The sequence below is a fragment of the Halobacteriovorax sp. RT-2-4 genome, from assembly GCF_047085445.1.
Lineage (GTDB): Bacteria > Bdellovibrionota > Bacteriovoracia > Bacteriovoracales > Bacteriovoracaceae > Halobacteriovorax_A.
This window is the reverse complement of record NZ_JBKIXY010000001.1, coordinates 1,181,653-1,208,422: the sequence shown is the minus strand read 5'-3', so window position 1 is coordinate 1,208,422 and position 26,770 is coordinate 1,181,653. Positions and strand designations below refer to the sequence as shown.

26 protein-coding genes and 1 tRNA gene are annotated in these 26,770 nt (G+C 36.4%); 11 read left to right on the top strand and 16 right to left on the bottom strand.

Features of this window, described 5'->3' with window-relative positions:
• Positions 1–35 precede the first annotated feature (35 nt).
• Complete coding sequence (locus ACMAYL_RS05715; protein WP_392991031.1) at positions 36–776, top strand: hypothetical protein; 741 nt, start codon at positions 36–38, stop codon at positions 774–776.
• Positions 777–817: 41 nt separating this feature from the next.
• On the opposite strand, the gene ACMAYL_RS05710 is transcribed toward ACMAYL_RS05715, so the two are convergent.
• Positions 818–1,420, bottom strand: a complete 603-nt coding sequence (locus tag ACMAYL_RS05710; RefSeq protein WP_103216488.1) for a peroxiredoxin — start codon at positions 1,418–1,420, stop codon at positions 818–820.
• A 286-nt stretch (positions 1,421–1,706) separates the two neighbouring features.
• Between ACMAYL_RS05710 and ACMAYL_RS05705 the strand changes: the two genes are divergently transcribed.
• The 4 genes from ACMAYL_RS05705 to ACMAYL_RS05690 all read left to right on the top strand — a co-directional run bounded on the left by ACMAYL_RS05705 (position 1,707) and on the right by ACMAYL_RS05690 (position 6,767).
• The gene (locus ACMAYL_RS05705) at positions 1,707–2,318 is read left to right on the top strand and encodes an ATP-dependent Clp protease proteolytic subunit (protein WP_021266245.1); all 612 of its coding nucleotides are present in this window, start codon (positions 1,707–1,709) and stop codon (positions 2,316–2,318) included.
• A gap of 40 nt (positions 2,319–2,358) precedes the next feature.
• Positions 2,359–3,669, top strand: a complete 1,311-nt coding sequence (gene clpX, locus ACMAYL_RS05700; RefSeq protein ID WP_103216489.1) for an ATP-dependent Clp protease ATP-binding subunit ClpX — start codon at positions 2,359–2,361, stop codon at positions 3,667–3,669.
• A 336-nt stretch (positions 3,670–4,005) separates the two neighbouring features.
• Entirely contained in the window at positions 4,006–6,414 is a 2,409-nt protein-coding gene (lon, locus tag ACMAYL_RS05695) for an endopeptidase La (RefSeq protein ID WP_103216490.1), read from the top strand.
• A gap of 128 nt (positions 6,415–6,542) precedes the next feature.
• Positions 6,543–6,767 (top strand): hypothetical protein, encoded by a 225-nt coding sequence (locus ACMAYL_RS05690; RefSeq protein ID WP_392991034.1) that lies wholly within the window; start codon positions 6,543–6,545, stop codon positions 6,765–6,767.
• Between the two features lie 25 nt (positions 6,768–6,792).
• On the opposite strand, the gene asnB is transcribed toward ACMAYL_RS05690, so the two are convergent.
• A complete protein-coding gene (gene asnB / locus ACMAYL_RS05685; RefSeq protein WP_412462919.1) occupies positions 6,793–8,373 on the bottom strand; it encodes an asparagine synthase B in 1,581 nt (526 codons plus the stop codon).
• 128 nt (positions 8,374–8,501) lie between these two features.
• Between asnB and ACMAYL_RS05680 the strand changes: the two genes are divergently transcribed.
• Positions 8,502–8,963: an Lrp/AsnC ligand binding domain-containing protein gene (locus ACMAYL_RS05680; protein ID WP_103216493.1), complete on the top strand. Its 462-nt coding sequence runs from the start codon at positions 8,502–8,504 to the stop codon at positions 8,961–8,963.
• Here ACMAYL_RS05680 and ACMAYL_RS05675 read toward each other — a convergent pair.
• From ACMAYL_RS05675 to folE2, 11 genes are all read right to left on the bottom strand, one after another.
• Entirely contained in the window at positions 8,960–9,754 is a 795-nt protein-coding gene (locus ACMAYL_RS05675; protein WP_392991042.1) for a sulfite exporter TauE/SafE family protein, read from the bottom strand. The two genes, ACMAYL_RS05680 and ACMAYL_RS05675, sit on opposite strands and share 4 nt — an antisense overlap.
• 854 nt (positions 9,755–10,608) lie before the next feature.
• A complete protein-coding gene (gene cas5, locus ACMAYL_RS05670; RefSeq protein WP_393022204.1) occupies positions 10,609–10,671 on the bottom strand; it encodes a CRISPR-associated protein Cas5 in 63 nt (20 codons plus the stop codon).
• A 2,750-nt stretch (positions 10,672–13,421) separates the two neighbouring features.
• Entirely contained in the window at positions 13,422–13,991 is a 570-nt protein-coding gene (locus ACMAYL_RS05665) for a hypothetical protein (RefSeq protein WP_412469851.1), read from the bottom strand.
• Between the two features lie 21 nt (positions 13,992–14,012).
• Entirely contained in the window at positions 14,013–14,816 is an 804-nt protein-coding gene (locus ACMAYL_RS05660) for a hypothetical protein (protein ID WP_103216497.1), read from the bottom strand.
• A 154-nt stretch (positions 14,817–14,970) separates the two neighbouring features.
• On the bottom strand, positions 14,971–15,465 hold the full coding sequence (locus tag ACMAYL_RS05655) for a hypothetical protein (protein WP_412470854.1): 495 nt from the start codon (positions 15,463–15,465) through the stop codon (positions 14,971–14,973).
• Between the two features lie 255 nt (positions 15,466–15,720).
• Entirely contained in the window at positions 15,721–16,269 is a 549-nt protein-coding gene (locus tag ACMAYL_RS05650; RefSeq protein ID WP_412469850.1) for a hypothetical protein, read from the bottom strand.
• 20 nt (positions 16,270–16,289) lie between these two features.
• On the bottom strand, positions 16,290–17,075 hold the full coding sequence (locus ACMAYL_RS05645; RefSeq protein WP_146037746.1) for a helix-turn-helix domain-containing protein: 786 nt from the start codon (positions 17,073–17,075) through the stop codon (positions 16,290–16,292).
• 97 nt (positions 17,076–17,172) lie between these two features.
• Positions 17,173–17,673: a hypothetical protein gene (locus ACMAYL_RS05640; protein ID WP_103216501.1), complete on the bottom strand. Its 501-nt coding sequence runs from the start codon at positions 17,671–17,673 to the stop codon at positions 17,173–17,175.
• 241 nt (positions 17,674–17,914) lie between these two features.
• A complete protein-coding gene (locus ACMAYL_RS05635) occupies positions 17,915–18,409 on the bottom strand; it encodes a hypothetical protein (protein WP_146037747.1) in 495 nt (164 codons plus the stop codon).
• A 340-nt stretch (positions 18,410–18,749) separates the two neighbouring features.
• A tRNA-Val gene (locus ACMAYL_RS05630) sits at positions 18,750–18,825 on the bottom strand.
• A gap of 131 nt (positions 18,826–18,956) precedes the next feature.
• Positions 18,957–19,895, bottom strand: a complete 939-nt coding sequence (gene folE2, locus ACMAYL_RS05625) for a GTP cyclohydrolase FolE2 (RefSeq protein WP_103216503.1) — start codon at positions 19,893–19,895, stop codon at positions 18,957–18,959.
• 216 nt (positions 19,896–20,111) lie between these two features.
• Between folE2 and ACMAYL_RS05620 the strand changes: the two genes are divergently transcribed.
• The 3 genes from ACMAYL_RS05620 to ACMAYL_RS05610 are packed head-to-tail and all read left to right on the top strand — an operon-like array spanning position 20,112 to position 21,766.
• A complete protein-coding gene (locus ACMAYL_RS05620) occupies positions 20,112–20,345 on the top strand; it encodes a hypothetical protein (RefSeq protein WP_412462916.1) in 234 nt (77 codons plus the stop codon).
• Positions 20,346–20,364: 19 nt separating this feature from the next.
• Positions 20,365–21,204, top strand: coding sequence for a hypothetical protein (locus ACMAYL_RS05615; protein ID WP_412470853.1), 840 nt, complete (start codon positions 20,365–20,367; stop codon positions 21,202–21,204).
• Between the two features lies 1 nt (position 21,205).
• Positions 21,206–21,766 carry an AAA family ATPase gene (locus ACMAYL_RS05610; protein WP_412470852.1) on the top strand — a complete coding sequence of 187 codons (561 nt, stop codon included), beginning with the start codon at positions 21,206–21,208 and terminating at the stop codon, positions 21,764–21,766.
• A gap of 1 nt (position 21,767) precedes the next feature.
• Here the strand turns inward: ACMAYL_RS05610 and arsB are convergent, their stop codons facing one another.
• The 3 genes from arsB to ACMAYL_RS05595 all read right to left on the bottom strand — a co-directional run bounded on the left by arsB (position 21,768) and on the right by ACMAYL_RS05595 (position 24,618).
• Positions 21,768–22,778, bottom strand: coding sequence for an ACR3 family arsenite efflux transporter (gene arsB / locus ACMAYL_RS05605; RefSeq protein WP_412470851.1), 1,011 nt, complete (start codon positions 22,776–22,778; stop codon positions 21,768–21,770).
• A 1-nt stretch (position 22,779) separates the two neighbouring features.
• Entirely contained in the window at positions 22,780–23,196 is a 417-nt protein-coding gene (locus ACMAYL_RS05600) for an arsenate reductase ArsC (protein WP_412462912.1), read from the bottom strand.
• An 87-nt stretch (positions 23,197–23,283) separates the two neighbouring features.
• Positions 23,284–24,618, bottom strand: a complete 1,335-nt coding sequence (locus tag ACMAYL_RS05595; RefSeq protein ID WP_103216508.1) for a dihydroorotase — start codon at positions 24,616–24,618, stop codon at positions 23,284–23,286.
• Between the two features lie 56 nt (positions 24,619–24,674).
• On the opposite strand from ACMAYL_RS05595, the gene cysS reads away from it, so the two are divergent.
• Both cysS and ACMAYL_RS05585 read left to right on the top strand, forming a co-directional pair.
• Entirely contained in the window at positions 24,675–26,135 is a 1,461-nt protein-coding gene (gene cysS / locus ACMAYL_RS05590) for a cysteine--tRNA ligase (RefSeq protein ID WP_392991060.1), read from the top strand.
• 99 nt (positions 26,136–26,234) lie between these two features.
• Positions 26,235–26,735, top strand: coding sequence for a hypothetical protein (locus ACMAYL_RS05585; RefSeq protein WP_103216510.1), 501 nt, complete (start codon positions 26,235–26,237; stop codon positions 26,733–26,735).
• Positions 26,736–26,770 lie beyond the last annotated feature (35 nt).

Genomic DNA, 26,770 nt, shown 5'->3' with positions numbered 1-26,770 from the left:
CAAATTTAAGATGTTTCTCTGGTAATATTAGGGCCGTGAAAAAGAGAATTTTTAGATCACTCATTATTTTTTACATTGGTTTAAATACGAACCAAGTATATGGAAAGAGCTTGGATTTCTTCTTAAAGTCTAAAGGGGACAACCATAACTACTTTATTCAAACCTCTGCTTCTCTTGGAATGTTTAAAGAAAAAACATCTAATCGAGTTTTAAAAACACAAAAGAATTCACCAATGACATTAACAGCAGGGATTTCGTATTTTCCTGTATCAATTGAGAAGCTCTCTCTTGTCGCCCTTGGTAGTATTTCATATCTTGTTGCCTCAGAAATTGAGAGTGATAGTGGAAGTAGTTTTTCAAATAATTTAAAGCTTAAACCAGAGCTTGGAGCAAGTTTTTATGCTCATAAGTCTTATACACATCGCAATTCGACAGGTTTTTTTGGTGGTGTTGATTACGAAGTCTTCAATCTTTATAACTCAAGTAAATTCTTGGATGGTGAATCTTTAGATACTGAGGTTAAGCGCATCTATTATGGCACCTTAGGACTAACATTTGCTCAAAAGATAATTACACCTTTTGTACTTAATTTGAGCTTTTCTCAATCTGTGAATTCGCAAAGAGGCTTAAGCGGTCAACGTTATCAGATCAATTACAGTCAGAAGTATAGTGAGAATATGTGGTACAACATCTTTGCCAAACGTCATGAATTGAAAAATGATTATCGACAATTGAGTATCACTCGCTTGGGAATCGGAGTAGGATTTTATTATTAAAAAAGGCCCTCATTTGAGGGCCTTCATATTTCGAGCAAAAATTATAGCTTATTGAAATATTCTTGTGATCCTTTTGGATCTGGCTTCATTGTATCAGCACCTTTAGTCCAACCTGCCGGACAAACTTCTCCGTGCTTAGCTGTAAATTGGTAACCGTCTACAAGTCTTGCAACTTCTTCAACATTTCTACCAACTGATAGGTTGTTGATTGAAACGTGTTGAACGATGTTGTTGTCATCAATGATATAAGTTGCTCTAAACGCAACGTCACCAGATGGCATAAGTGCACCGTATGATCTAGCTACTTCTTTTGTAAGGTCTTCAAGGATTGGGAAGTTGATATCACCAAGTCCACCTTCATTTCTTGATTGCTTAGTCCACGCTAGGTGAGAGAAAGCTGAATCAACAGAACAAGCGATAACTTCAGTGTTAAGGTCTTTGAAAAGTTGAATCTTGTCAGAAAATGCTGTGATTTCTGTTGGACATACAAATGTGAAGTCTAGTGGGTAAAAGAAAAGAACTTTCCACTTTCCTTTGAAGTCTGAAAGTGAAATTTCTTTGATTTCACCATTTACTACTGCATTACCTTTGAATTCTGGTGCTGCTTTTGAAACTAATGATGTTGGGTAAACTGTTTCAGTCATAATATTCTCCTGTTTTCTGCGCGTATAACTATTGAATAGTTTATAAATTCTTGCGCTAAATTAAACCGCAGGGGTGGGGGAAATTCAAGACCTGCAATGTTAAAATCTGTTCATCTTTTTGTTAAATATAGAAAAAGTAGGGTAAATAATTTCAGTTGCTTAAGCTGGAATTTAATCAGAAAATCGCAAATATTTATCTAAAGAAATAGTCCCAACCCACCGAAATGCTGAATGCATTAGACAAATTAATTGGAAAAGAGTCCAAATATATATCTAGGGAGAAAAAATGATGGATCCAAAGGCACATATACCTAACCCAATTGTTATTGAGCAAACGGCAAGAGGTGAGAGACAATACGACATTTATTCAAGACTACTTCTTGATCGAATTGTTTTCTTAGGTACACAAGTTAATGATACAGTTGCCAACCTACTTATTGCTCAGATGATGTTTCTAGAGCAGAGTAACCCAGAAGATCCAATCCATTTCTATATCAATTCACCAGGTGGAAGCGTTTATGCTGGACTTGGTATTTACGATATTATGCAACACGTATCTTGCCCAGTTTATACTTATTGTGTAGGGCTTGCTGCTTCAATGGGATCACTTCTTCTTACTGCTGGAGAGAAGGGACACCGTTACTCACTTCCACACTCTCGTATTATGATTCACCAACCACTAGGTGGAGCTCAAGGGCAGTGTTCTGATATTCAGATTCAGGCAAATGAAATCCAAACACTAAAAGACCAACTAAATGGTATCTATATTAAGCACTCGTCAGTTGATATGACGATGGAAAAAATTGTTGCAGCAACTGACCGCGACAATTACCTATCTCCACAAGATGCAATTGAGCTAGGTATTATTGATGGTGTTATTGAATCAAATAAGAAGTAAGATATAATTCTATTTTAGAATTAAAACTAAAGGACAATGAATGACTAAAAAAGATGGATCATACAATAGTTCACTTTCTTGTAACTTCTGTGGGAAATCTCAAAAAGAAGTTAAAAAGCTAATTGCAGGACCTGGTGTTTATATCTGTGATGAGTGTATTGAATTGTGTAATGAAATCATTTACGAAGATACGGTTAAGTCTGTTTCTAAAGCCGCTCTTGATAATGTTCCAAAGCCACACGAGATTAAGCTACACCTTGACCAATATGTAATTGGACAAGATCGTGCAAAAAAGATTATCTCTGTAGCCGTTCATAATCACTATAAGAGAATTGCTCACGGTGATACGAAAAGAAAAGACGACTCAGTAGAACTTGCAAAGTCGAATATTCTACTTGCTGGTCCAACTGGTTCTGGTAAAACTCTTATCGCTCAATCACTAGCAAAGTTTCTAAACGTACCATTTGCTATTGCTGATGCAACTTCACTTACTGAAGCTGGTTACGTAGGGGAAGACGTTGAGAATATTATTCTTAACCTTCTTCAAGCATGTGACTACGATGTAGAAAGAGCAGAGCGTGGAATTGTTTATATTGACGAAATCGATAAGATTGCACGTAAGTCTGAAAACCCATCAATCACTAGAGACGTATCTGGTGAAGGTGTACAGCAAGCACTACTTAAGCTCGTTGAAGGGACTGTCGCATCTGTTCCACCTAAAGGTGGACGTAAGCACCCTCAACAAGAGTTCATCCAAGTTAATACGAAAAATATCCTTTTCGTAGTAGCTGGTGCATTCGTAGGTCTTGATAAGATTATTGAAAAACGTATGACGAAGAGACCAATGGGGCTTGTTGCAAAACAAACTGTTGAAGCCGAAGAATCAGTAATTCAAAAGCTTGGTGGTATTGAAGCAGAAGACTTAACAAAGTTTGGTCTTATTCCTGAATTTATTGGACGTCTTCCTGTAAACGCACTTCTTGAAGAGCTAGATGAAGAAGCACTTGTTTCAATTCTAACTGAACCAAAGAATGCGATTACTAAGCAATATCAAAAACTATTTGAATTTGATGGAATCGAACTAGAATTCGAAGAAGAAGCTCTGAAAGCAATTGCTCAAACAGCTCTTACGAGAAAAACTGGTGCGCGTGGACTTCGTGCCATCATCGAGCAAACAATGCTTGAAGTAATGTATGATGTTCCAGCAAATGATAAGGCCAATAAAGTTGTGATTACTGCTGCATCTATTGCAGGTAAGGAATCACCACGCGTTGAAGAGGGTCCAAGAAAAGACACGAAATCAACTGCTAGCTCAACTTTAGAAGCTAAGAAAGATATCGAATCAGCTTAAGAGTTAATTATTTAAAAATTAATAAATAAGTAAAGAGGGCCAGGCATTTTGTCTGGCCCTTGTTCGTTTAAGCGGTGTAGAAATTACACTAGTTTTCAAATGTCAGAATATTTTAGCTAACCGGTCTTCTCTTGTCGGATAACTTAAGTGGTTGTAAATATAGGCCTATGCACTGTGAATTTATTGAGGGGCATAAGATTCCGACCAAAAAAAGTTTCAAAATATTTATAGGTTCTTGATACAATTTATAAAAGGGTTAGAGATTAGACATGAAGTCTTCCAATCTTTCCTTTTCCCAGAATTTTTTTGACAAGTATTAATAGTGCAGGAGGTGCTATGTCAGACAAGAAGTCAACTGAGTCGAAGAGCCTACCGTTACTTCCACTAAGAGACATGATTATTTTTCCACACATGGTTGTTCCACTATTTGTAGGAAGAGAGAAGTCAATCAACGCCCTTGAGGAAGCATCAAAAAATGGTAACGAGCTTTTTCTAGTTACGCAAAAGGATGCTAGTATCCTAAACCCAGATCGTGAAGATGTTTATAACGTAGGAACTGTTGTAAATATCATTCAAATGCTTAGACTCCCAGATAATACTGTAAAGGTACTTATTGAAGGGAAGTACAGAGCAACAATCGAGGAATTTGAAGCAAGAACTGAAGGTTACTGGGCAGATGTAACTAAGTGTGTTCCAGCTGTTCCTGAACAAGTAAAGATTGAAGCAACAGTAAGATCAATCAAAAATGTATTTGAACAGTACGTGAAACTTAATAAGAGAATTCCACCAGAATTACTTATGAGCATTTCATCGATCACTGATCCATCAAGATTAGCTGATATTATCGTTGCACACCTTTCAATGAAAATTCCTGAAAAACAGGAAATTCTTGAAGCTGTAGATATTGAAGCACGTCTTCAACTTCTTCTTGAAAAAATGCAAGGAGAGATCGAGATCATTAACGTTGAGAGAAGAATCAGAACTCGCGTTAAGTCTCAAATGGAAAAGTCTCAGAAAGAGTACTACCTAAATGAGCAAATGAACGCTATTCAAAAAGAGCTTGGACAAAAAGATGAGAAATCTGAAGTTCAAGAAATGGAAGAGCGCCTAGCTAAGAAAGTAATGCCTGAAGAAGCTGTTACTAAGGTACAAAAAGAGATTAAGAAACTTAAGTCAATGTCTCCAATGTCAGCAGAATCTGCGGTTGTGAGAAACTATATTGACTGGATGCTTTCTCTACCATGGGGAGAGTATACAGAAGATAACAATGATGTAACTCATGCAAGAACTGTTCTTGATGATCATCACTTTGGAATGAAAGATGTTAAAGAAAGAATTCTTGAATATCTTGCGGTAAGAAGTCTTGTTGGTGCAGAAGGAAAGGGAACGATCCTTTGTTTAGCAGGTCCTCCAGGTGTTGGTAAGACATCAATTTGTCAGTCACTTGCAGAATCACTAGGTAGAAAGTTTGAAAGAGTTTCACTTGGTGGTGTAAGAGATGAATCTGAAATTCGTGGACACCGTCGTACTTACGTAGGTGCAATGCCAGGTAAAATCATCTCTGCACTTAAGAAAGCAGGAACATCAAATCCAGTTATTCTTTTAGATGAAATTGATAAAATGACATCTGATATGAGAGGGGATCCAGCAGCAGCAATGCTAGAAGTTCTAGATCCAGCTCAAAATAAAAACTTTGGTGATCACTATATTGAAGTTGAATACGATCTATCAAAAGTAATGTTTGTTATGACTGCAAATGATCTAGGACAAATCCCTGGGCCGCTTAGAGATAGAATGGAGATCATTAACCTTGCAGGTTATACTCCAATTGAAAAAACTCAGATCGCTAAGAAGTACCTTGCACCACGTGCATGGAAAGATAACGGACTTAAAGATTACGAATACACAATTACTGATAACACAATCATGGAAGTTGTTCGTGGTTATACAAAAGAAGCTGGTGTACGTGGGCTTGAAAGACAGTTCAATACAATTGCTAGAAAGATTGCTACAGACGTTGTTACGAAAGATGTTGAGAAAGGTAAGAAGTTCTCAATCACTTCGAAACTAGTTCAAAAGTATCTAGGTCCAGTTAAGTTTGATGATAATGTAATTGAAGAACAACCAGAAGTAGGTTTAGTAAATGGTCTAGCTTATACTTCAGTTGGTGGCTGTCTTCTACATATCGAAGTTATTGCAGTTCCTGGTAAAGGTGGTATCCAAATCACTGGTAAGCTAGGTGAGGTTATGACTGAATCAGCGAAGGCAGCAATGAGCTACGTTCGTTCAATTTCAGGTCGCTTAGGAATTGATTCTGAGTGGTTTGATAAGCATGATATCCATATTCATGCACCAGAAGGAGCAACACCTAAAGATGGTCCTTCTGCGGGGATTACAATGGTTACAGCGATTACTTCAGCAATCTCTGGAATTCCTGTAAGGCAAGATGTTGCAATGACAGGTGAGGTGACAATTAGAGGACGTGTTCTTCCAATTGGTGGCCTAAAAGAGAAGATGCTAGCTGCTAAGCAAGCAGGAGTAAAAACAGTTGTTATTCCTGAAAAGAATAAGAAAGACCTTCTTGAGATTCCACCGGAAATCAAGCAAGGACTATCAATTCACCCTGTTTCACATGTTGAGGATGTACTAAAGCTTGCTCTAAATCTATCTGAGCCAGAAAAGTTCATGCAGCATGTAGGGCTGAAGGTTATTGACTCTGGGAAAGGGATGGAAGTAGCTAACTAAGCTGCTTGCCTCCTATTAAAAAAATTAATACTTGTTAAATTTGGCCCTGCTTATGCGGGGCCTTTTTTATTTCAAGAAGTTATAGAAATAGCGAAATATCGCGTATAATAGGTGGAATAGGAGTTGATATGAATAAGAAGCTTTTAATTATTATTTCTCTAGTGACCACTAGTAATGCTTTTAGCTTACCTAAGAATTTCGGTTATCGTTCTAGGTTAAAAGCTTGCCTTGATAAGTCAGTGAACTCAGCCTGTACTTATCAAGTAAAAGAAAAATCTATAAGTGGAGAGTGCCAAGAGGCAAAAAAAGGCGATCGATTAATTTGTGTTAGCTTAGAAAAACTTAATAAATAAAAAACACCTCTTTTGAGGTGTTTTTTTATTCTCCAGATGCACCATAGTTAGGTAAAACTCGCGCTGATGGATCATCAACCTGGCAGTTCTCCCATTCCTTATTAGGCATCCAAAAGTCTGTAATAAGGCCGCAAAGCCCTGGAAAGTGCCCTTCAAAGAGGTCACGATACATAAGAGACTCTTTCGTAAATGGAGTTGCATATGGGTATTTTTCACTAGCTTTAGATAGCTCTTCTTCACTATATTTTTCTTCAGCAAGCGCCTTAAGCCAATCCACCATATCGTGCCCAACAGCGTCTGAGAAGGCCGCTTTTTCACGCCATAGGATTTCATCAGGAAGGTAGCCACTGTGGTCAAATGCTTTTCTTAGAAGGTATTTACCCTCTCCTGACCAGTTCATTTTAAGCTCAGGAGCGATTCCCATGACGTACTCGATAAAGGCCTTATCACTGAAGGGAACACGGGCCTCAAGTGAGTGAGAACTAATCGAGCGATCAGCTCTTAAAACATCGTAAATATATAATTCGTGAACTCGTTTTTGTGCTTCTTTTTGAAACTCTAATGGGCTTGGTGCAAAGTCAGTATACTTATAGCCAAAGAGCTCATCACTAACTTCTCCTGTTAGGACAACCTTAACATCAGTTTTTTCTTTGATGTATTTACAAACTAGAGACATTCCCATAGATGCTCTAATTGTCGTGATATCCCATGTTTCAAGCTTGTGAACAAGTTCTCCAAGATGCTCAAAGGCTTCTTCTTTTGTAAAGATGACTTCGTGGTGTTCACTGCCAAGGTAGTCTGCAACAATTCGTGCATACTTTAAATCAATTGGGTTTGTGTCAATTCCAACGGCAAATGTTTTAATAGGTCGATCACTAAGTTTGGCCGCAATGGCACATACTAGTGACGAATCAAGTCCGCCTGAAAGAAGGAAACCTACTGGTGCATCTGCATCAAGGCGTTTTTTTACTCCTTCAACTAAGTGATCATGAATACCTTGATACACAAGTTCTAAATCTTCTTTTGCACGAGACTTAATTTTTCGAACATCAAAGTATGGTGTAAATTCACCATCAGCATAGTAGTGTCCTGGAGGAAAAGGTTTAATGTCCTTACATAGACCTTGTAGTGCTTTTACTTCACTAGCAAATGCTATCTTTCCATCTTCAAGGCCATATCCATAGAAGAGGGGACGGATACCAATTGGATCACGGCCAGCATAGAATTTACCATCTTGTTCAATTGCAAATGCAAACTCCCCATCAAGTGATGTGAGAAGCTTTTCAATGCCATACTCCTCAAATATTGGAATTATAACTTCGCAGTCTGAATCAGACTTAAAGTCATAGCGGTCAATATAGTCAGTTCTTAAAGTGCGGTGATTGTAGATTTCTCCATTACAAACAAGGTGTGTTTTAGATTTTGAGATAAAAGGTTGTGAGCCGGCTTCACTTAAGTCCATAATTGCTAGACGATGAAAGCCCATTGTTCCTTCTGTTAACTTGTGGATTGCTCTTTGATCTGGCCCTCGGTGAGAGATTAGATCAAATTTCTCTTCAAATTCTTTTTCTTCAACTTTTCCCGTAAATACACTAAATCCGCACATGAAAACCTCCATATTTTTAGTAATATTCGGCTTTTTTTAATAAATTCTCAATATTGAACATGTAAAACTATGAGTTATTTAATAAATACTATAAAATGGTGATAAATTGATAGTTTTAGAGGTGAGATATGGCCAATAATTATGAAATTGATAGTATTGATAAGAAGATAATCAAATTGATGGAAAAGGATGCCCGTATGCCATTTCTTGAAATGGCCAGGAAAATAGGGGTTTCCGGCGGTACAATTCATCAACGAGTTGAAAAACTGAGAGAGGCCGGTGTAATCGTCGGAAGTACAATTAAGGTCGATTATACAAAATTAGGACATAATGTAGTTGTTTTACTTGGCCTTCACCTAGTGAATGCACGTGATATTCACAAGGTTATTGAGAAGCTAGAGAAGATGGATGAAATCGTTGAAGCTTATTATACGACAGGGGATTATGCTCTAATTGTGAAGATCATCGTTAAGGATATAAATCATTTTCACGAGTTTCTTATCGGTAAGATTCAAATGATTAAAGAAATTCAATCAACAGAATCTTTCATTAGTTTAAAACAAGTGATTAACAAGAGCTTAAACGTTTAGTGACCTAAATAAGTCAATGTCTTCTTCAGGGCTATTCCGATTAAGAGAAGAGCAAAGAGCTTTTTTAGTATTGATTGGTTGGCAACACTTGATATTCTTGCTCCAAGCTTAGTAAAAAAGAAGCTTGCGATTGAGATCCCAAGGAAGGCGGGTAAGTAAACATAGCCAAGTGAGTATTGTGGAGTAGGTTTACTAAGACCGTTATAAATATAAAATGAAGTACTAAAAAGAGCGATCGGAACCCCAATTGAAGCCGAGATAGCAACTGCATTTTTCATTTGGTAGCCTCTCCAAGTTAGAAATGGAACACTTATCGTACCACCACCAATTCCAAGGATTGCTGATTTGAGACCAATAATAAAGCCAGTAAAGTTAAAAAGCATATTAGAAGTTTCTTTTGGCTCTTCCACTTTAGATTTATAAAAAATCATCTTTAATGAAACAAGATAAAGGTAGCAGATAAAGATGAGCTCAAGTGTTTGGGCCTCGACTATATTGACCAAATAAGCTCCAGTACTGATACCGACAACAATTGGTAAAATAAATCTCTTTGTTACATCAGTAAGTAGATTTCCCATATTATAGTGTCTAAGTGTTGAAGAGGCGGCAGTGATAACAATTGTCGCAAGCGATGTTCCTAGGGCCATATACATTCTAATATCTGGTGAGAAACCTTGTTTTTGAAATAAGAATAAGAGAGTAGGGACAATAACAACACCTCCTCCGATACCAAAAAGGCCAGAAAGAGTTCCAACAAATGCACCAACAAGTAAGTATAGTAAGAAAATCATGCTATCAATATGCACTCATATATTGGGTAAGACAAGAAGTATACTTGTTCATTATTGTCAGAGATTGAGGGGAAATTATTGATTCTTCGAAACATATTTTTACTTAGGTCTGCGTCAACGCAAAAGTTGCCACATGCTTATTTTAAAGGCTTTTAATGAGAAAATAGAGGTTAGTGAGGACCTTATGAATCTATTTAAAAGTAAAACTAAAAATAACCAATCTCAAATAAACTCTATTGTTGATATTAAAACAACACAGGCCAATTTAGATATTCAAGTTAGTGAAGAGAAGAAGCTAATTGGAGAGTATGAAGAGATTAATAAATCTCTAAGAAAAGAAGTTGAATTACAAAAGATAAAGCTTCAAAAAACTGAAGTAGAGCTTAAGAGATTACAGAGTGCTTTAACTGATGAGCACGCTGATAAGGAAATCCTAGAAAAGAGAATTGTAAAAATTCAACAATTGAATGATAACCAGGAATCGAACTTAAAAGAACTAGTTGAAGAGAAACAACTCATTTTAAGTTCAATTGTTCAGTTGAAAAAGAAGATTACAGATCTTAATAAATCACATTCCTCAAACTTAGATGAACTTGGTCGCATTAGAGTAGAGTTAGGTAATTTAAGAGGTGAAGAGCTTGCACTGAAGAATAAGGCATCAGTTATTAACGGTGATAAAGCCTATCATCTAGATTCTCGTACTCACTTGAAGGTGGAGATTGAAGAAGCTAATAAGCGTATTTCAAAATTAAGACAGTCCATTGAAGAAGATAGTAACACAATTAAAAAATGTGATATGAATATTTCAGAATTAGAATCAGAAAGAATAAAACTAGATACTGAAATTAGTAAGCTTATTGAAAAAACTCAAGAGGTTGTCGAAAAGAAGCATAAGGAAACTCAAAGACTAGAAGAATTATCAGTTAAAGTTAAAGATGTTCGACAAGATAAGCAAAATTTAGAAAAGGATTTAGAATTACAGATTCTTGATCTTAAAATGATCTCTTCTAAGCAAGCAAAGATAAATCAAGATATTATTGCAGTTGAAACTAATATTAAAAAGCTAGAAAGAGAATCTGAAACACTACGCACACAAGAGATGAGTGAGCTCGAGATAGTTGCTAGCCTCGAATCAGAAATAGCTTCTCGAGAAAAGAAGAAGCAAGAATTAATTCAGGATATTCAACTTCTTAAAATTGAATCACAAAACTTTAAAGATAAGATCGAAGAAAATACGACAAAGTCTGAGAAATTAGAAGCTCAGATAAATGAGCTTAGAGAAAAAGAAAGTATTTCATTAATTGAAATAGATCGTCTTGATAGAGAGTATAAAAAAACTAAGAAAGAACATGATGCTGTTCTTACTCAATCTCTTGCGCTTGAAAAAAGTGTTCAAAATTATCAGAGCGAAGTTGACCGCTTAGATGCGAGTGTTGAAGAACTTTTAACTAAAAAACAAAAAGCAATTCTTAATAATGAAAATCGTGAGATGAAAATTATCACGCTTCAAAAACAAATTGAAGAGGGGAGTTCTCAATTAAGTGAGATTCGTCTTGAGATTCAAGAATTAAATGGACGTGATGTTGAAGCAAGACAAACTTTAATTGATCTTGGTCTAGAGCAAAAAAATGTAGAGTACCAAAAGCAAGTACTTCAAGATCAGGCCGATAATTTAAGAAAAAGTATTGAACTTTTAAATGTGAAAATTGAAAAGTCTCAAGCAGCATATGAGTTATTAAACTCTGACTGTGAAGCCCAAAATAATCTTATTAAAGAACTTGCTGATGATGAGAATTCATTAAGTGATACTAATAATGAATTACTTTTAAAAATTGGAAGTCTTAAAGGGCGCATTCAAATTGGTGAGAATCGAATTGAAGCCAAAGGACTTGAAATTGAAGAGCTCGCTAAAGAAAACCAACGCCTGAATAATATTTCAGAGAGTCTATGTGATAAATTGAATAAAACTGTAAGAATGATTGAGTCATTGGATTCGAAAATATCAACATTTGAAAGTCAGATTAAAGCGTTAGACTTTCAGATAAAAACTAATCAAACATCATACGACGATGCTCTATTGAAAATAAAAGAGATGGATGCCATAACTTTAGACCTTAAGGACAGTGTTATTCGTAAAACGGATAGACTTAAGGCCATCTCATCTTCACGAAAGAAATATGAGCGATTGGCCAATAAGAAAGTATCATTAGTAGAGAATATGAAAATTGAGTTGAGTGAACTTAATTCAGGTATCGAAACTGAAACGAATCTTTACAATAATGCCCTATCAAGAAAGAGAGAGCTTGATGATGAGCTATCTTCATTAAATTTGGAAGTATCTCAGAGACAAGAAAAATCTACTAAACTTCAAGCTGAAATCTCTTCGATAGAAGCAATGATTGAAAGTGATGAAAAAACAATTAAGCAGTTAGAGAGTTCAATTGTTGACCAAGGCATAGTTTTAGATAGATTAGAAAAGTCTAGATTAAGTCTATTGGAACAACATAAAGACTTAAATAATCAGCAAATTGTAAGCAATGAGGAATTAACAAAAGTTGAAAATGATTGCTACTCTTTAAGAGTATCACTGTCTGATTTAGAAAAAGAAATTAATACAATTGAAGAGAATTTAGAATCAAATATCTTACGCAAAGTCCAGCTAAGTGAGGAAGCAAAGAAGCTTGAAAATGATACTCGAATTGCTAAAGCAGATATTGTAAAGCTTAACTCAGAAATCGAGCAAAGTGTTAATGAACTTAAGCTTGTTGAAGAAGAACATAAAGTAAAACAAGACATATTACAGAAAGAATTAGCTGAAAAAGAGCTTGTCACTAAAGAACACTCAACTCGTCAAAATAAGCTAAATGTAGCTAAAACACTTTTAGGTGAAGTTGAGAGTAAACTTAGTAGTGCTATATCTGAAAAAGAGATGCTTGAAGAGGGAATTGAGAACTCAACTAAGTTTAAAGGTGAACTGTTACTAAAGAAAGATCAATTGTCTGAGGAAATCTCTAAGATCCGAGATGCAAATAGAGAAAGTCGTAATACACTATCAGGTTTATCTCTAGAAATTTCAAGTCTTAAGAATGAGTGCAGCCAACTTGAGATCAGCTATAATGAAGAACTGGAGAAGTCTAAGTCGATTGTTAGTTCAATTGATATTCTTAGAAGTCAGGCGAGAGACTTAAAAACTAGACAATTAAATGAGCAACAACAGCTAGAGAATTTAAAAGAGAATATTAAGCCAGCTGTTGATGAATTGGCATATGTTGAAAGACAAGTTGAAGCAGGAAATCTTTTAAATAAATTAGAGATGGCCCTTACTCGTGTTGAATTTGATGCAAATCTATTTGCTGAAGATGATGCTTTGATTTTAATTCGTGATGAGAATATTCTTGTTAAAGTTGCTGCTTATATAGAATCACTACCATTTGTTTTCTCGAAAATTAATGAAGTTAAAATAAATGTAACTTCAGAAAATGCTATTGGAATTAGTACTCTTGGTGATCTTCGCTGTGATACGGAGCTAACAAAAGAATTGTTAAGAGATAATGTTAAAGGGAAGTTTAAGAAAGGACTTCGTTTTAAAATTTCTAATGGGCAAATAAAAGTAGAGATTCTTACTCAGGAAAAAAGCCTAGGCGCAAGGGCCTAGGCTTAACACACACTACTGACAATATGGGATGTCATATTTTTTTGTGAATATCTCTTTGTATTCTCTGTCACCGCGTCTTCCGTTGCGGCTAACTTCTTTTTTAAGAGCGATCTCTGGAGTAGGATTTTGCCTATGAACAGTCTTTACCATTCGACAGTTTCTATCCTTACGCCCGTAACAGATCTTCTCTTCTTTTTCGACTTCTAGAGGGTAAGTTAGAATTTCTTTTCCTACAACGATATCTTTGTAGCGATCAGACTCTTTACTTCCACCAAGCCAAACTCTTTTATAAACTGGATACTTTGAAATCGATTGAATTTGATCATTGTTAATACAAACATCGAATACAGAAATATTTCTTCCTACATAAGCAATATCTCCATATAACTCTAGATCGTAGTTTTTCTTAACGTACTTTCTAATCGTTTTCCAGTCGTATTGTTTTAACTCTTTTAAATCATCAACTCCGCCAACAATTCCACCTGTACCAGCATCAACGCCACCATTATTTCCAGTAAATGCGCTAATTCCGCCTGTTCCTGCGAATGCATTAATTGCAAGGGCCAGAAATAATATAGTCATTATTGATTTCATTATAAAACCTTATTCCTTTCTCATTGTGTCTGTGGCCATGAAAGTGAATGTTTTTATATCACCTAACATGCCTTCTTTTTTTGTTACTTCAATCTTCTTGTAAAAAGCTTCTTGATCGATTTTTAACCATGCACGATATCCTTCAGGACTTAGTCCTTCTGCATAGAATGCAATAAGGTTCTTTTCTGCAAGATCGACATCTTGAGTTTTTACATATTTTTCAACTAAATTAAGTCCAAGTCTTTTTACAAGTTTCGGAGAGAATTCAATTTGTTTGTCACCAGTAGTGAACATATTTGTCTTTGTAAGCTTGAGAACGCCAAGGTCTAACATACGATCTGCAGTTTCAGCTCCACTTAAGCCATAACGATATTGAATATATTCGCTAGTTATAGGAGACATCGAGGCCAGACAATAGATCTCAGCAAAAACTTTATCGTAAAGCATTTCCTTGTTAGCTTCTTCACTATATTCAAGTTTTCCTGCTGTTGAAGTAGGAGATTTCTTTTGAATTTCGTTAGCAACTTTTTCAGGAAGGTTCTTTAAGAGAAGGCCACCATTTGGACTATCAACTAAGCAAGAATAAAGTCTTACAAGAGTTTGATAACCAGGTCTATTTTCTTGGGCCAAAAGACGCTTAAGTGTTCTTTGGTGAATACCAGATTTTTCAGAAAGTTTACGAAGACCAATAGATTCACTTCTAAATTGCTTTAGATGCGATTCTAAATCTAGAGCTACTTGCTCTTTGAGACCAAGTGTAGGGGATGCCTTCTTTGGTAACTCGTTGATTATATTGGAGTTCTCTTCTCTCATTATGCCTCAGTATTTTTTGGCGAGTTTAGCACTATTCATAATTTTATGCAGTTAAGCAGTAAAAATTACAAAGGCCGAAGCAATGCCTCGGCCAATCGTTCTATAAAGTAAGCGTCCCTTAGGGAAAGACGCTTACCAAGTCCCTGGCTTATAATTAGTTACAAGCTGGGATTTCGAAAGTTTTTGAGAAAAGCTCAACTTTCTTGTCATTTCTATCACGTCCCGCAACACGAGTGATTTTTGAAACAGTGATATCTCTAACAACTTGTTGAGTTTCAGTTGAAGTAACTGTTTTACAGTTTCTGTCTTCTTTACCACGACATACTTTTCTTGTTACTTCTCTTGAGATTGGGAATGATAGGTACTCGTAACCAACTACGATATCTTCGTATCTGTCACTTTCTTTGCTTCCACCGATCCACTTTCTTTCGTAGATTGGGTACTGGCTTAGTGTATTGAAGTTATCACCGTCAACACATACATCAAATGCTGTAACGATACGACCAACAAATACTGAGTATCCTGAAGAGATTTCTAGGCTTGGATTAGCTTTTACTTCAGCTCTGATTGTATCCCATGAATCATTTGCAGATAGTGCAAAAGATGAAACGCTTAGTAGTGCAGCAGCAAGTGCGATAATTTTTTTCATAAATTCCTCCGTTTGTTTGTTATCAAAAAATTGATTTATCAATTTCAATACTTTTTTATGTTGTTTTGATGAAATGAAATTAATTTGATTGATATGAGGTGACAATTTTTTCTAATTCACATGAGAATTTTGTCCGACATTGTCCAAATTAGTGGCCTTAATCATGACAAATGGACAAATTTGTTGAGATTTAGCAATCTCTTATAAAACAAGAAAGGCCGCATTAGCGGCCCTCTTATTTATTTAATCTGAATTTTACTGGCAATATGGAATGATGTATTCCTTGCTAAAAGAGTCTTGCTCGACCTCTCTTGGTCGATCACTATTTGGTTTATAGACTACTACTTTCTTTACTTTAACGTTTTTGATTGTCTCAGTAGATACATCTTTCATTACTTCACGACAGCGCTTACCATGGTTATTACATACCTTTTCGCGTGTTTTGTAGTTAATTGGATATGTTAGGTACTTGCTTCCTACTAGTTCAGTTTTAAAGCCATCTTTATCGGCTCCCATCTGATTTTTTCCAACGTATTTAGTCTTATAGATAGGAAATTTTCTAGTTGTTTGAATTTCGTCTCCATTAATACATGTCTCAAAAGCGCTAACTGGTCTTGATACAAAAACAGTTGTCCCTTCAAGCTTAACGTCATCATTTCTCTTTGTGACATCGATAATTTTTTGCCACGAAGTTTGTGGTCCAAGCTTTGAGAAGTCGTCTTTAGTTGGTTTAGGGCCACCTGAAACACCTCCAACTCCTGCGTAAATCGAAAGAGTCGAAACTATTACTATAAATTTCTTCATATTGTTCTTCATATTATTTTTCATTTTTCATTCAAAGTGTCCGTTACCATAAAGGTAAAGGCCCTCTTTGTTCCTTTTGATTTGTCTTCATTTGCAATTGCAACTTTTTCTTCGAATGCCTTTGCATCTACTTGTAGCCATCGATCATAAGCTTCTTCACTTAAGCCTTCTGCAAAGAATGCGATGATATTTTCACCATATGATTCTGCATTCTGTACCTTACTATATTTTTCTACTAGTGATAGACCCATACGCTTTAGGGTCTTAGCACTAAAATTAGCTTGGTTTTCCCCTAGACTATAGTGACCACTCTTTGTGACTCTAAGGGCCTTCATTTCAAGCATCTTTTCCACTGTTAACATGCCACTCATTCCGTAACGATATTGAATTAATTCGTTTGTTATAGGTGCACATGCCGCCAGTATATAAATCTCTGCAAAAGTACGATCGTAACTCATTTGAGTTTCGATATCTTGGTGATACTGTATTTTTTCTGAGACTTTATTCGGATTACACTTTTCAATTTCCTTTCGAATAACATCTGGAACAAGATTTAAGAGGAGAGACTCGTTACTTGTGTTGTGAATGACTCGATAGATTTTATAAAGTGTTTGATATGTAGGCTTATTCTCTTTGGCCAGGATTCGATAGAGTGTTCTTTCACTAACTCCTGTTTTTTCAGATAAAAGACGAACTCCAATTTTTACGCTCTTATACTCATCTAGCTTTTTAGCTAGGTCTAAGCTTACTTGCTCAATAGGCCCAAGAGGCGCTTGAGATAGTTGTGGAGTGTTCATTTTATCCATAGATGGCTTGAATAGCATGAGTAGATGCCGTTATCTACTCATACTATAAAAAGTATAGCTTAAGTACCTTAGGGAAATACTTAAGCTATTGAATTTATTAGTTACAAGCTGGGATTACATATTCTTTAGAGAATAGTGTTTTCTCGATCGTACGATCGTTTTTACCAACATTTCTTCTAACAACTTCTTTTACAGATACGTTCTTAACAAGATCTTGGTTTACAGTATAAGCAACTCTTTTACAGTTTTTGTCATCATTTCTACAAACTTCTTTGTATGAAGTGTAAGTAGTTGGGAAAGAAAGGATTTCGTAACCAACGATTACAGATGCATATCCATCTTCATCAGCTTCTGGGTGACCTTTACCAACTTTTACGATTTCGTAAATTGGGAATTCTCTAGTAGTAACAAATTGGTCACCATCTAGACATACATCAAATGCGCTAACTGGACGTCCAACGAATACAGCTGTTCCAGTGAATGAAAGATCCCAATCAGCAGATACTTCAGCTTTGATTGTATCCCATGAATCGTTTGCAGATAGTGCAAAAGATGAAACGCTTAGTAGTGCAGCAGCAAGTGCGATAATTTTTTTCATAAATTCCTCCGGTTTATTAGACATTCAGTTTTAGTTTGAAGCCTTTAATTAATTAAGTTGTTTTGATGTAGAGGTTATATTTTTGATGAAATAAGATGTCTAAAAAACACAAAGGATATTTATTTTTTTTGTGACAACGGCAGTAGAAGTAGGGTTTTTAACTGTCATCCAAGAAAGATGTCAGTAGAAAATAAAAAAGGCCGAGCATAAACTCGGCCTCAAACTTTATATATACTTGAAATTATAGACAAGCTGGGATTTCGAAAGTTTTTGAGAAAAGCTCAACTTTCTTGTCATCTCTGTCACGTCCCGCAACACGAGTGATTTTTGAAACAGTGATATCTCTAACAACTTGTTGAGTTTCAGTTGAAGTAACTGTTTTACAGTTTCTATCTTCTTTACCACGACATACTTTTCTTGTTACTTCTCTTGAGATTGGGAAAGTTAGTGTTTCGTAACCAACTACGATGTCTTTATATCTGTCACCTTCTTTACTTCCACCGATCCATTTTCTTTCGTAAATTGGGTATTGGCTTAGTGTAACAAAGTTGTCACCGTCAACACATACATCAAACGCAGTTACGATACGGCCAACAAATACTGAGTATCCTGAAGAGATTTCTAGGCTTGGGTTAGCTTTTACCTCAGCTCTGATTGTATCCCATGAATCGTTTGCAGATAGTGCAAAAGATGAAACGCTTAGTAGTGCAGCAGCAAGTGCGATAATTTTTTTCATAAATTCCTCCGTTAGTTTGTTATCAAAAATTGATTTATCAATTTCTATATTTTTTAGTTGTTTTGATGAGGAAAAATTAAAATAGTTATTATTGGCCGTAAATTTTTTCTCTGTTTGAATGTTATTTCGTTCGACAATGTCCAATTGTGACAAATTCTTTATGACAAATTGGCTCGAAAGAAGACAAATGGATTGTATTGAGTTTGTTTTTGTAAAAATACTAAGTCGATAGTAATGAGGTTATCTATTTTTCGAGGCTGAATATTTAAGGAAGAAAAAAGGCAAAAAAAAAGAACTCTCTAGAGTTCCGATTTTTTTTTTGAATGTACCACAAAAAAAGTGGTGGGCGATGACAGGATCGAACTGCCGACATCTACCTTGTAAGGGTAGCGCTCTCCCAGCTGAGCTAATCGCCCTCCGATTTGAAGTGGAGTTAGAATAAGGATTTCACTCTCACTTGTCAATACTAAAATTTAAAAAGTTTTAAAAAAAATTAATTTTTTTTGAAATATAAAGGCCTCTTATTTAGAGGCCTTTATTTTTATGATTAAATTTTTGGATTTTCTTTTCTGATATAACCAACAGCATTGTGGCTGTGAAGACTTTCTAAGTGCTCAACCTTTGCTTGCCAGTCTAGAATCTCTTCTGCTGAGTTTAGAACTTCTGAGATACGTCTTGTTGAGTGCTCAACAAACATTGGATTATCGCCATTGAGAATAGCAAATGCTTGCTCATCAAGTCTCTTAACAAGAGACTGAGTTTCAGTTGGAAGAGCAATTCTCATTAGATCTACTAAATCTTCTAAGTGAAACTTTGACTCTGCCTTATAAGTTACAGTAATCGTCGCTACAGATCTTTGTGAGTGAGCAGAAGCAATACCACTTCCTTCAGTTGTCTCTCCATTTCTATACTGTTCTTCGTACTGCTTCGACATTGAAAGAGAACATGGACAAGTTGATGAGTATTCGTATTCCATTGTTAGGTTGATTAGAGGAATACCATCACGTCCTTCAACACCTTCCATTGATACTTTATAGTATTGCCATCCCCAGTTTCCTGACTTTAGTGACTGTTGTTTAACAGGGTAGTTAAAGTCTAGAGTTAGGTGGGCCTGTGGAATTAGTGGTTCAGTATCGTAGTCGCGAAGATCTGTACGGTATCTTCTAAGTACTGTCGCAAAGAATTCATTGTTAACATTTTTCTCTAAGCCTTCCGCTTGAAGAATATTACAGAAGCGAGACATGTTTGCACCTGTCTTATGTGCTTCTAGAAATACGAACATCGACGCTTGTGCATCTGTTGATCTAACAGTTCCATCTCTGTGTTCAAAATTTAGAGGGATGCGAAATCTTTCAATACCAACTTTTGGAATGGCGATATGAACTTCATTAGCTGTCTTTTGAAAGTCATTTAAACCTGTTTCATCTTTGATTTGGCAATTAAGGATATCTTCGCGGCTATTTCTAAGTGCTTCAATATTTTTCATGTGAGTCCTTTTGTTCCTTATACAGAGGTAGGTGTGGTCCAACCCTTGGTTTCATTAATAATAGCACGTTTTAACGTGTTCAAGCACTTTTGGCAAACGAACTCCGTAGTAATTATAAGGCTATACACTACTTGTATAGGTTCTTTATGAACGTAAGTTACTGATTTCTGGGAAATAACCTCATTTAATAAGCTTATTTTTTTTAAATAAGGTAAAATGGAATATGACGAGGAGCTTGATATGAAGGAAAGATCCCTAAGAGTCGAAAATTTCATCAGATACTTTGGTGAGATTGAGGACGTCAAAAAACAGATTGAGTGTTGCCCTAAATGTGGGGCCAAGTTCACTGTTACTCATTTGGCCGATCACGACAACCTCTATATCCATGAAGAGGTGACTTGTGAGAACTGCACTTATGGAACAGAGGAAACACTCCACATACTGAACTAATTTAATTAAGGAAGATTAAGTGAAGTACACATTAATTATTGCTGTCATCGCCAGCCTTACGGTTGGTTTTTTTATTGGAAAATCTCAAACACCAAATCCTGAAATTCAAATTAAAGAAGTCGAAGTCATCAAAGAAAAGAAAGTTGAAGTCATTAAGGAAGTTCCTGTCATTGATAAGGCCGGGGATGAAGCCTTGGCACAAGCCTTTACTTTATTCTTAGCGGCTCTTGGTCTTGAAAAAATTAAGGTAGATAAAGATGAAGTAAATGAGATCATGAAAGATCCAACGGGCTTTATTGCTCGAAATTCAATAAAAGAAAAATTAGCACCTAATAAAAATAAGCCTGTGTTTCAGAATGAATCACGTTGGAGAAGAGAAAAAGAAAAAGCTGAGGTAAAACCAAAAGTCGCTGATTCAATATATAAGAATGTAAAATTCTCTCCGATCCCGGCCATTAAAGAGCCCCTTGTCTATTTAGCGCGAACTAAAGTCATTGAAGATGAAAAAAGATTCAAACGTATGAATGGTTCATATGCAGGAAATATTAAAATTTTAGAAGGCAAGTACAAAGGTCAAACCCACCGTATTGTCATCAATATTGAATATTTCAAAGATAGTGAAGGAAAGGGAACAGATGGCCAGTCAGAGATTCTTTTGTATGATGAAGATGGAAAGAATTACTCTCACTCTCGCGGTACCGGTGGCAATCGCAATATATTAGAAGGTAGCGATGGTTCATTTGTTATTCGTATCGTCGATAATACATTCCTTCACTTCATTATTGATCGTGGAATGAAGATGGCAAATTATTACGATGATGGAAAGCTCGTAGGAGTTGCCAAGCTTGTTGAGAATTAAAATGAATAGTCCTCTTCTCATTATCGTATCTGGCTTACCTGCAACAGGAAAGACGACGATTTCAAAAGAACTCGCAAAAGAGTTCTCATTACCATTGATTGGAAAAGATATAATCAAAGAAAGCCTATTTGATAGCTTGGGAGTGAAGGATAGGGCCTGGTCAAAAGAACTTGGAAAAGCAAGTTACCCAATTTTATATTCTTTTATTAAAGCACAGCTTAATGCCAATAAAAGCTTGTTGGTAGAAAGTAATTTTTCGAATCAATTCGATACACCAATTTTAAAAGACTTTATCTCAAAGTATGATGCAAGGGTGCTTACGATATATTGTGAGTGTGATGGCTCCGTCTTATTTGAACGTTTTAAGACTAGGTCCTTGTCTGGGAAAAGACATCCAGGGCATCAAGATCACTTAAACTTCGATGAATTCAAAGACTCACTTTCAAAAGGTAAGATTGAAAAGTTAGAATTAGATTGTAAAAGCCTCACTGTTAATACGACTAATATTGATGATCTTGACTTAACTGAAGTGAAAGTAGAAATAAAATCTCTACTTTCTTAAATTAATAGCGCCATTTATTTGCAATCTTAACAAGACTAAGCATGACTGGAACTTCAATAAGAACTCCCACAACTGTTGTTAGGGCCGCTCCTGAGTTGAGACCAAAAAGGGCGATGGCAACGGCCACAGCAAGTTCAAAAAAGTTACTGGCACCAATCATTGAACCAGGTGATAAGATATTGTGTGGTAAGCACATCTTGCGGCCAATTGCCCAACTGACAAAGAAGATAAAGTAAGTCTGAATGGTAAGAGGAATTGCTATCAGGACAATGTGAAGTGGATTAGCTAAAATCTTCTCGCCTTGAAAAGCAAAGAGTAGAACAAGAGTTGTAAGAAGGGCCACAATTGAAATTGGCTTAAGTCTGGCCATGAAAACTTCATTAAACCATTTCATACTAAATTTTTTGATCAAGACTTTATTTGCGATATAACCTGCAAGTAGAGGAATCACGACAAAGATCACGACTGAACTTATGAGTGTATCGTATGGAATTGAAATACTTGTGACACCTAGTAAGAATTGAACGATAGGGATGAAGGCCACTAAAAGAATTAGGTCATTAATTGCAACTTGAACAAGTGTGTACTCCGGATCACCTTTTGTTAAGTAAGACCAAACAAAGACCATGGCCGTACAAGGAGCAGCACCTAAGAGAATTGCTCCCGCAATATATTCTTGTGCAAGCTCTGGACTTAAGTAAGCAGCATAAATTTTTGAGAAGAATAACCATGCAAAGAAGGCCATAGTAAAAGGCTTAATAAGCCAATTGATGATAAGAGTTAGGCTTAGACCTTTTGGGTTCTTTCCAACATCTGCGATGGAATTAAAGTCGATTTGTACCATCATCGGAAAAATCATAAGCCACACAAGAATAGCAACAGGGATATTAACTGTGGCAATATTCATCTCACTTAGAACTGTGATCGATGTTCCAAGAACTTTTCCTAAAACGATTCCTGCGACGATACAAATCGTTACCCAAATACTTAAGTAGCGCTCAAAAAATCCCATCTTATATTCTCTCTTCTAAATTTATTATCATCGATTTAATTTCATCTCTTACTCGGCGATAAACCTGAAGTATTTCTTCTTCATCGCTAAAGTCTTTAGTGAGACGAGGAGGATCATCGAAACCAATATGAATGATCTTACCTCCAGGAAAGTAGGGACAGTTCTCATTGGCGTCACTACAAACTGTGATGACAATATCCATCTTTGCTTCAATTTCGTCCGTTGTATTTGATTCGTGATTTGAGATATCGACACCAACTTCTTTCATAACGGCCACGGCATAAGGATTAAGCCCATGCTTCTTTGTGCCAGCAGAGTAGAAGTTAAACTTGTCGCCTTTTAGGGCCTTACCCCAGCCTTCGGCCATTTGCGAGCGACACGAGTTTCCTGTACATAGAAAAAGGATATTCTTCTTCATTACATTCCTATATTTTAAATAATATCCTATTATGACAAACTTCGTAATGAATCGAGTAGTTCTTAATTGTTAAGATTTGGTTATCGCTTACTTTGTCCTTACAATCGGCTGGGCCTGAACTTTAATGGCCTTTCCATGCTCCATAGCAACTTGTCCGCTAACGATTGTATAAGTAGGGCATCCTTTTACTTCCATTCCATCAAAAGGAGTCCAACCGACTTTAGATGCCTGGTCTTCGTTTCTGATAGTAAAGCGCTTGTTCATATCAAGGATTGTCAGATCACCATCCATTCCTTCTTGAATAAAGCCTTTGTTAAGCTTGAAAAGTTTGGCCGGATTCTCTGCTAAATACTTAACAATATCTTCTAGAGTTAGTCGTCCAGCTTCAACGTGAGTAAGCATTACTGGAAGCATTGTTTGCACACCAGGCATTCCCGAAGGAGAAGCTGGGTAGGGTTGAGCTTTTTCTTCTAGAGTGTGAGGAGCGTGATCACTTCCAAAAACATCAATCACACCGCTTTTAAGTCCTTCCCAAAGTCCATCTGTGTGATCCTTTGTGCGAATTGGTGGATTCATCTGCGCAAGAGTTCCGATCTTGTCATAGATATCTGGAGCAAAGAGAGTTAAGTGTTGAGGAGTGACCTCAATTGTACAATGCTCTTTTTGATCCTTTAAAAATTCAATTTCATCTTTTGTTGTTAAGTGAAGGATGTGAACCTTACGTCCTGCTTTCTTTGCAACTTCGATAATCATCTTTGTCGATTCAAGGGCCGTCTGAGCATCACGCCACTTATAATGAGCGTGAACGTCTCCATTTGCGTTATCACGGATGGCAACATTGGCATGAAGCCTTTCCTCACTCTCACTATGAACTGAAATATGGCAGTCTAAAGTCTTGAAGATTTCAACTAGTTTGTCAGTATCATAAAGGAGAAGGTCACCTGTTGAGCTACCTAGAAAGATTTTTACTCCCGAGCATCCAACCATATCCTGTGACTTTACAAGCTCGTCGAGATTCTTTCCACTTGCTCCAATGAAGAAGCCAAAATTTGCATATGAAGTTTCTTTTGCAATATCAACTTTAACTTGGGTTGCCTCAATAGTTGTTGTTGCAGGCTTTGTATTTGGCATTTCAAAGAAGGTACAAATTCCACCAAGAACGGCGGCCTTTGAGCCATGAGCGATATCTTCTTTATGTGTTAGACCTGGCTCGCGGAAGTGGACTTGTGAATCGATAAGTCCTGGAAGAATATCGAGTCCCTGTGCGTCAATAACTTCGGCAGCGCTTTTTAGATCAGAATCATTAAATTTAGCTAATTTTACTATCTTACCGTCCTTTATTCCGATATCTTCTTGCCAGCTTTTTTGTGAAGAGTGTAGAGTGCCGTTTTTGATGATTAGGTCGAATTCACGGATATTCATGACAGTTTTCCCTTTTTCGGTTATTCTATCTGCATAAAAAAATAGAGGAGTTGATAGTGTCACTAGTAGTTTACAATACTTTAACAAAGAAGAAAGAAACTTTTACGCCATTAGAAGAAGGCAAAGTTAAGCTTTATCTTTGTGGACCAACTGTTTATGGACCGCTTCATATTGGAAACTTTCGTGGGCCTATCTTTTTTAACTTCGCAAGAAATTGGATGGAGCATATCGGTTACGATGTGAACTTCGTTTATAATTACACTGACGTTGATGATAAGATTATTAATAAAGCAAATGAGGAAGGTGTTGATTCCCTTGAAATCTCAGAGCGCTATATTAAATACTTTCAAGAAGACTTTGGCCGACTAGGACTTCGTCCTCATACGCATAATCCAAAAGTAACGGATTATATTCCTGAAATTATTGAATACGTTCAAGGTATCATCGATAATGGCATGGCCTATGTTGTGGACGGAGAAGTTTTCTACGAAACAACAAAGCTTGAATCATATGGTGAGCTTTCAGGTGTAAATCTAGAGGAACTCAATTCGGGAGAGCGAGTCGAAGTTGATGAGCGCAAAAAAGATCCTAAGGACTTTGTTCTTTGGAAGCCTGCTAAACCAGGTGAGCCGTCTTGGGATTCTCCATGGGGTAAGGGGCGTCCAGGTTGGCACATTGAATGTTCGGCGATGATCAAGTCGATTCTTGGAAAATCTATTGATATCCACGGCGGTGGAATTGATTTAATTTTCCCACATCATGAAAACGAAATAGCTCAAGGTGTAGGATGTAATTCTTGTAAATACGTAAACTACTGGATGCATAATAACTTCATCAATATGAGTGGAGAGAAGATGAGTAAGTCCCTTGGCAATATCATCACTGCTCGCGCTTTCATGGATGAGTATCATCCAGAAATTTTAAAATATATTATGCTTTCAACTCACTACCGTTCAATGCTTGATGTGACTGATGAAAAAATTGATCAGGCTTTTGGTGGTGCAATTCGTGTTTACCGCGCACTTCAAGTGGCCAAACATGCAGCTACTTTTGAAACTAATGAAAGTGCAAAAGTTAATAAGAAACTTGCAGAAGACCTAAAGCGTTTAGATGCAAAGATTGAGAAAGCATGTAATGACGATTTCAATACAAGTGAGATGATGTCTGCGGTTTATGAAGCAGTTAAAACTTTCAATACATTAAATCTTGAAAAGAAAGCAAAGGATGTAAACTCTGCACCTACTGCAATTGCATTTTCACAGTGGATTGCAAAGTATGGAAAGATGAGTGCTCTTTTTGCAATGGATCCTGAGATATTCTTAAATGAAATTAAGGAAGTTCAAATCAGAAGAAAGGGGATTGCCCTTGATAAAGTTAATGAGCTTCTGGCAAAACGAGCGGATGCACGTGCTGCTAAGGATTGGGATGCAGCAGATGCGGCCCGTGACGAATTAAACGCATTAGGAATTGATTTCCAAGAAAGTGGTGATGAAGTGACGTGGTCTGTTCGTGTCTAATGACCGAACACCTATTGTAATTGTTTCTTAAAAGACCTTTATATTCTCTCCTTGTGGTAATTTTATTTATATACGCAATTGACACGAGGAGAGATTTTCATGAAAAATCTAGTAATTTCAACAGCTTTAGTACTTATTTCATCAAGTTCAATGGCCCAAATTAACTCAAAACAATTTGTAGACTGCTTTGTTAAGGCCACAAATGAAGTGATTGCAGATCTTCATGTGAATGGGTCAAAGAGTAAGAAGAAGAGGCTTTGTAAAGAGCTCTCGCAAGAGATGGTCGATCGCCTAATTGAAAAGTTCACTGTAATTGAAGGTGGAGAACTTAAGTATTACTCAGCAGATAGTATGGGTAAAGAGCGTATGATCGATATCTACGACTATATTAAAGATGATATGAATTGCTATGGTAACGCAGTCGAAGGACAAGGCGGATCTCTATTTGGAGCTCTGGCAAATACATTTGCTTATAATAAAAACTTAAAATTAACAGATCTGGCGCTGGATAAAATGGCCGGCCAAGATCTTTGGGATAAAGCATTTAGTCCAAGTATTTACAAAAATTTGAATGACTTAGATCTATCATATTGCAAGTAAGCTTAAGCTTTACTTGGCACAAATAGAGGAAGCAA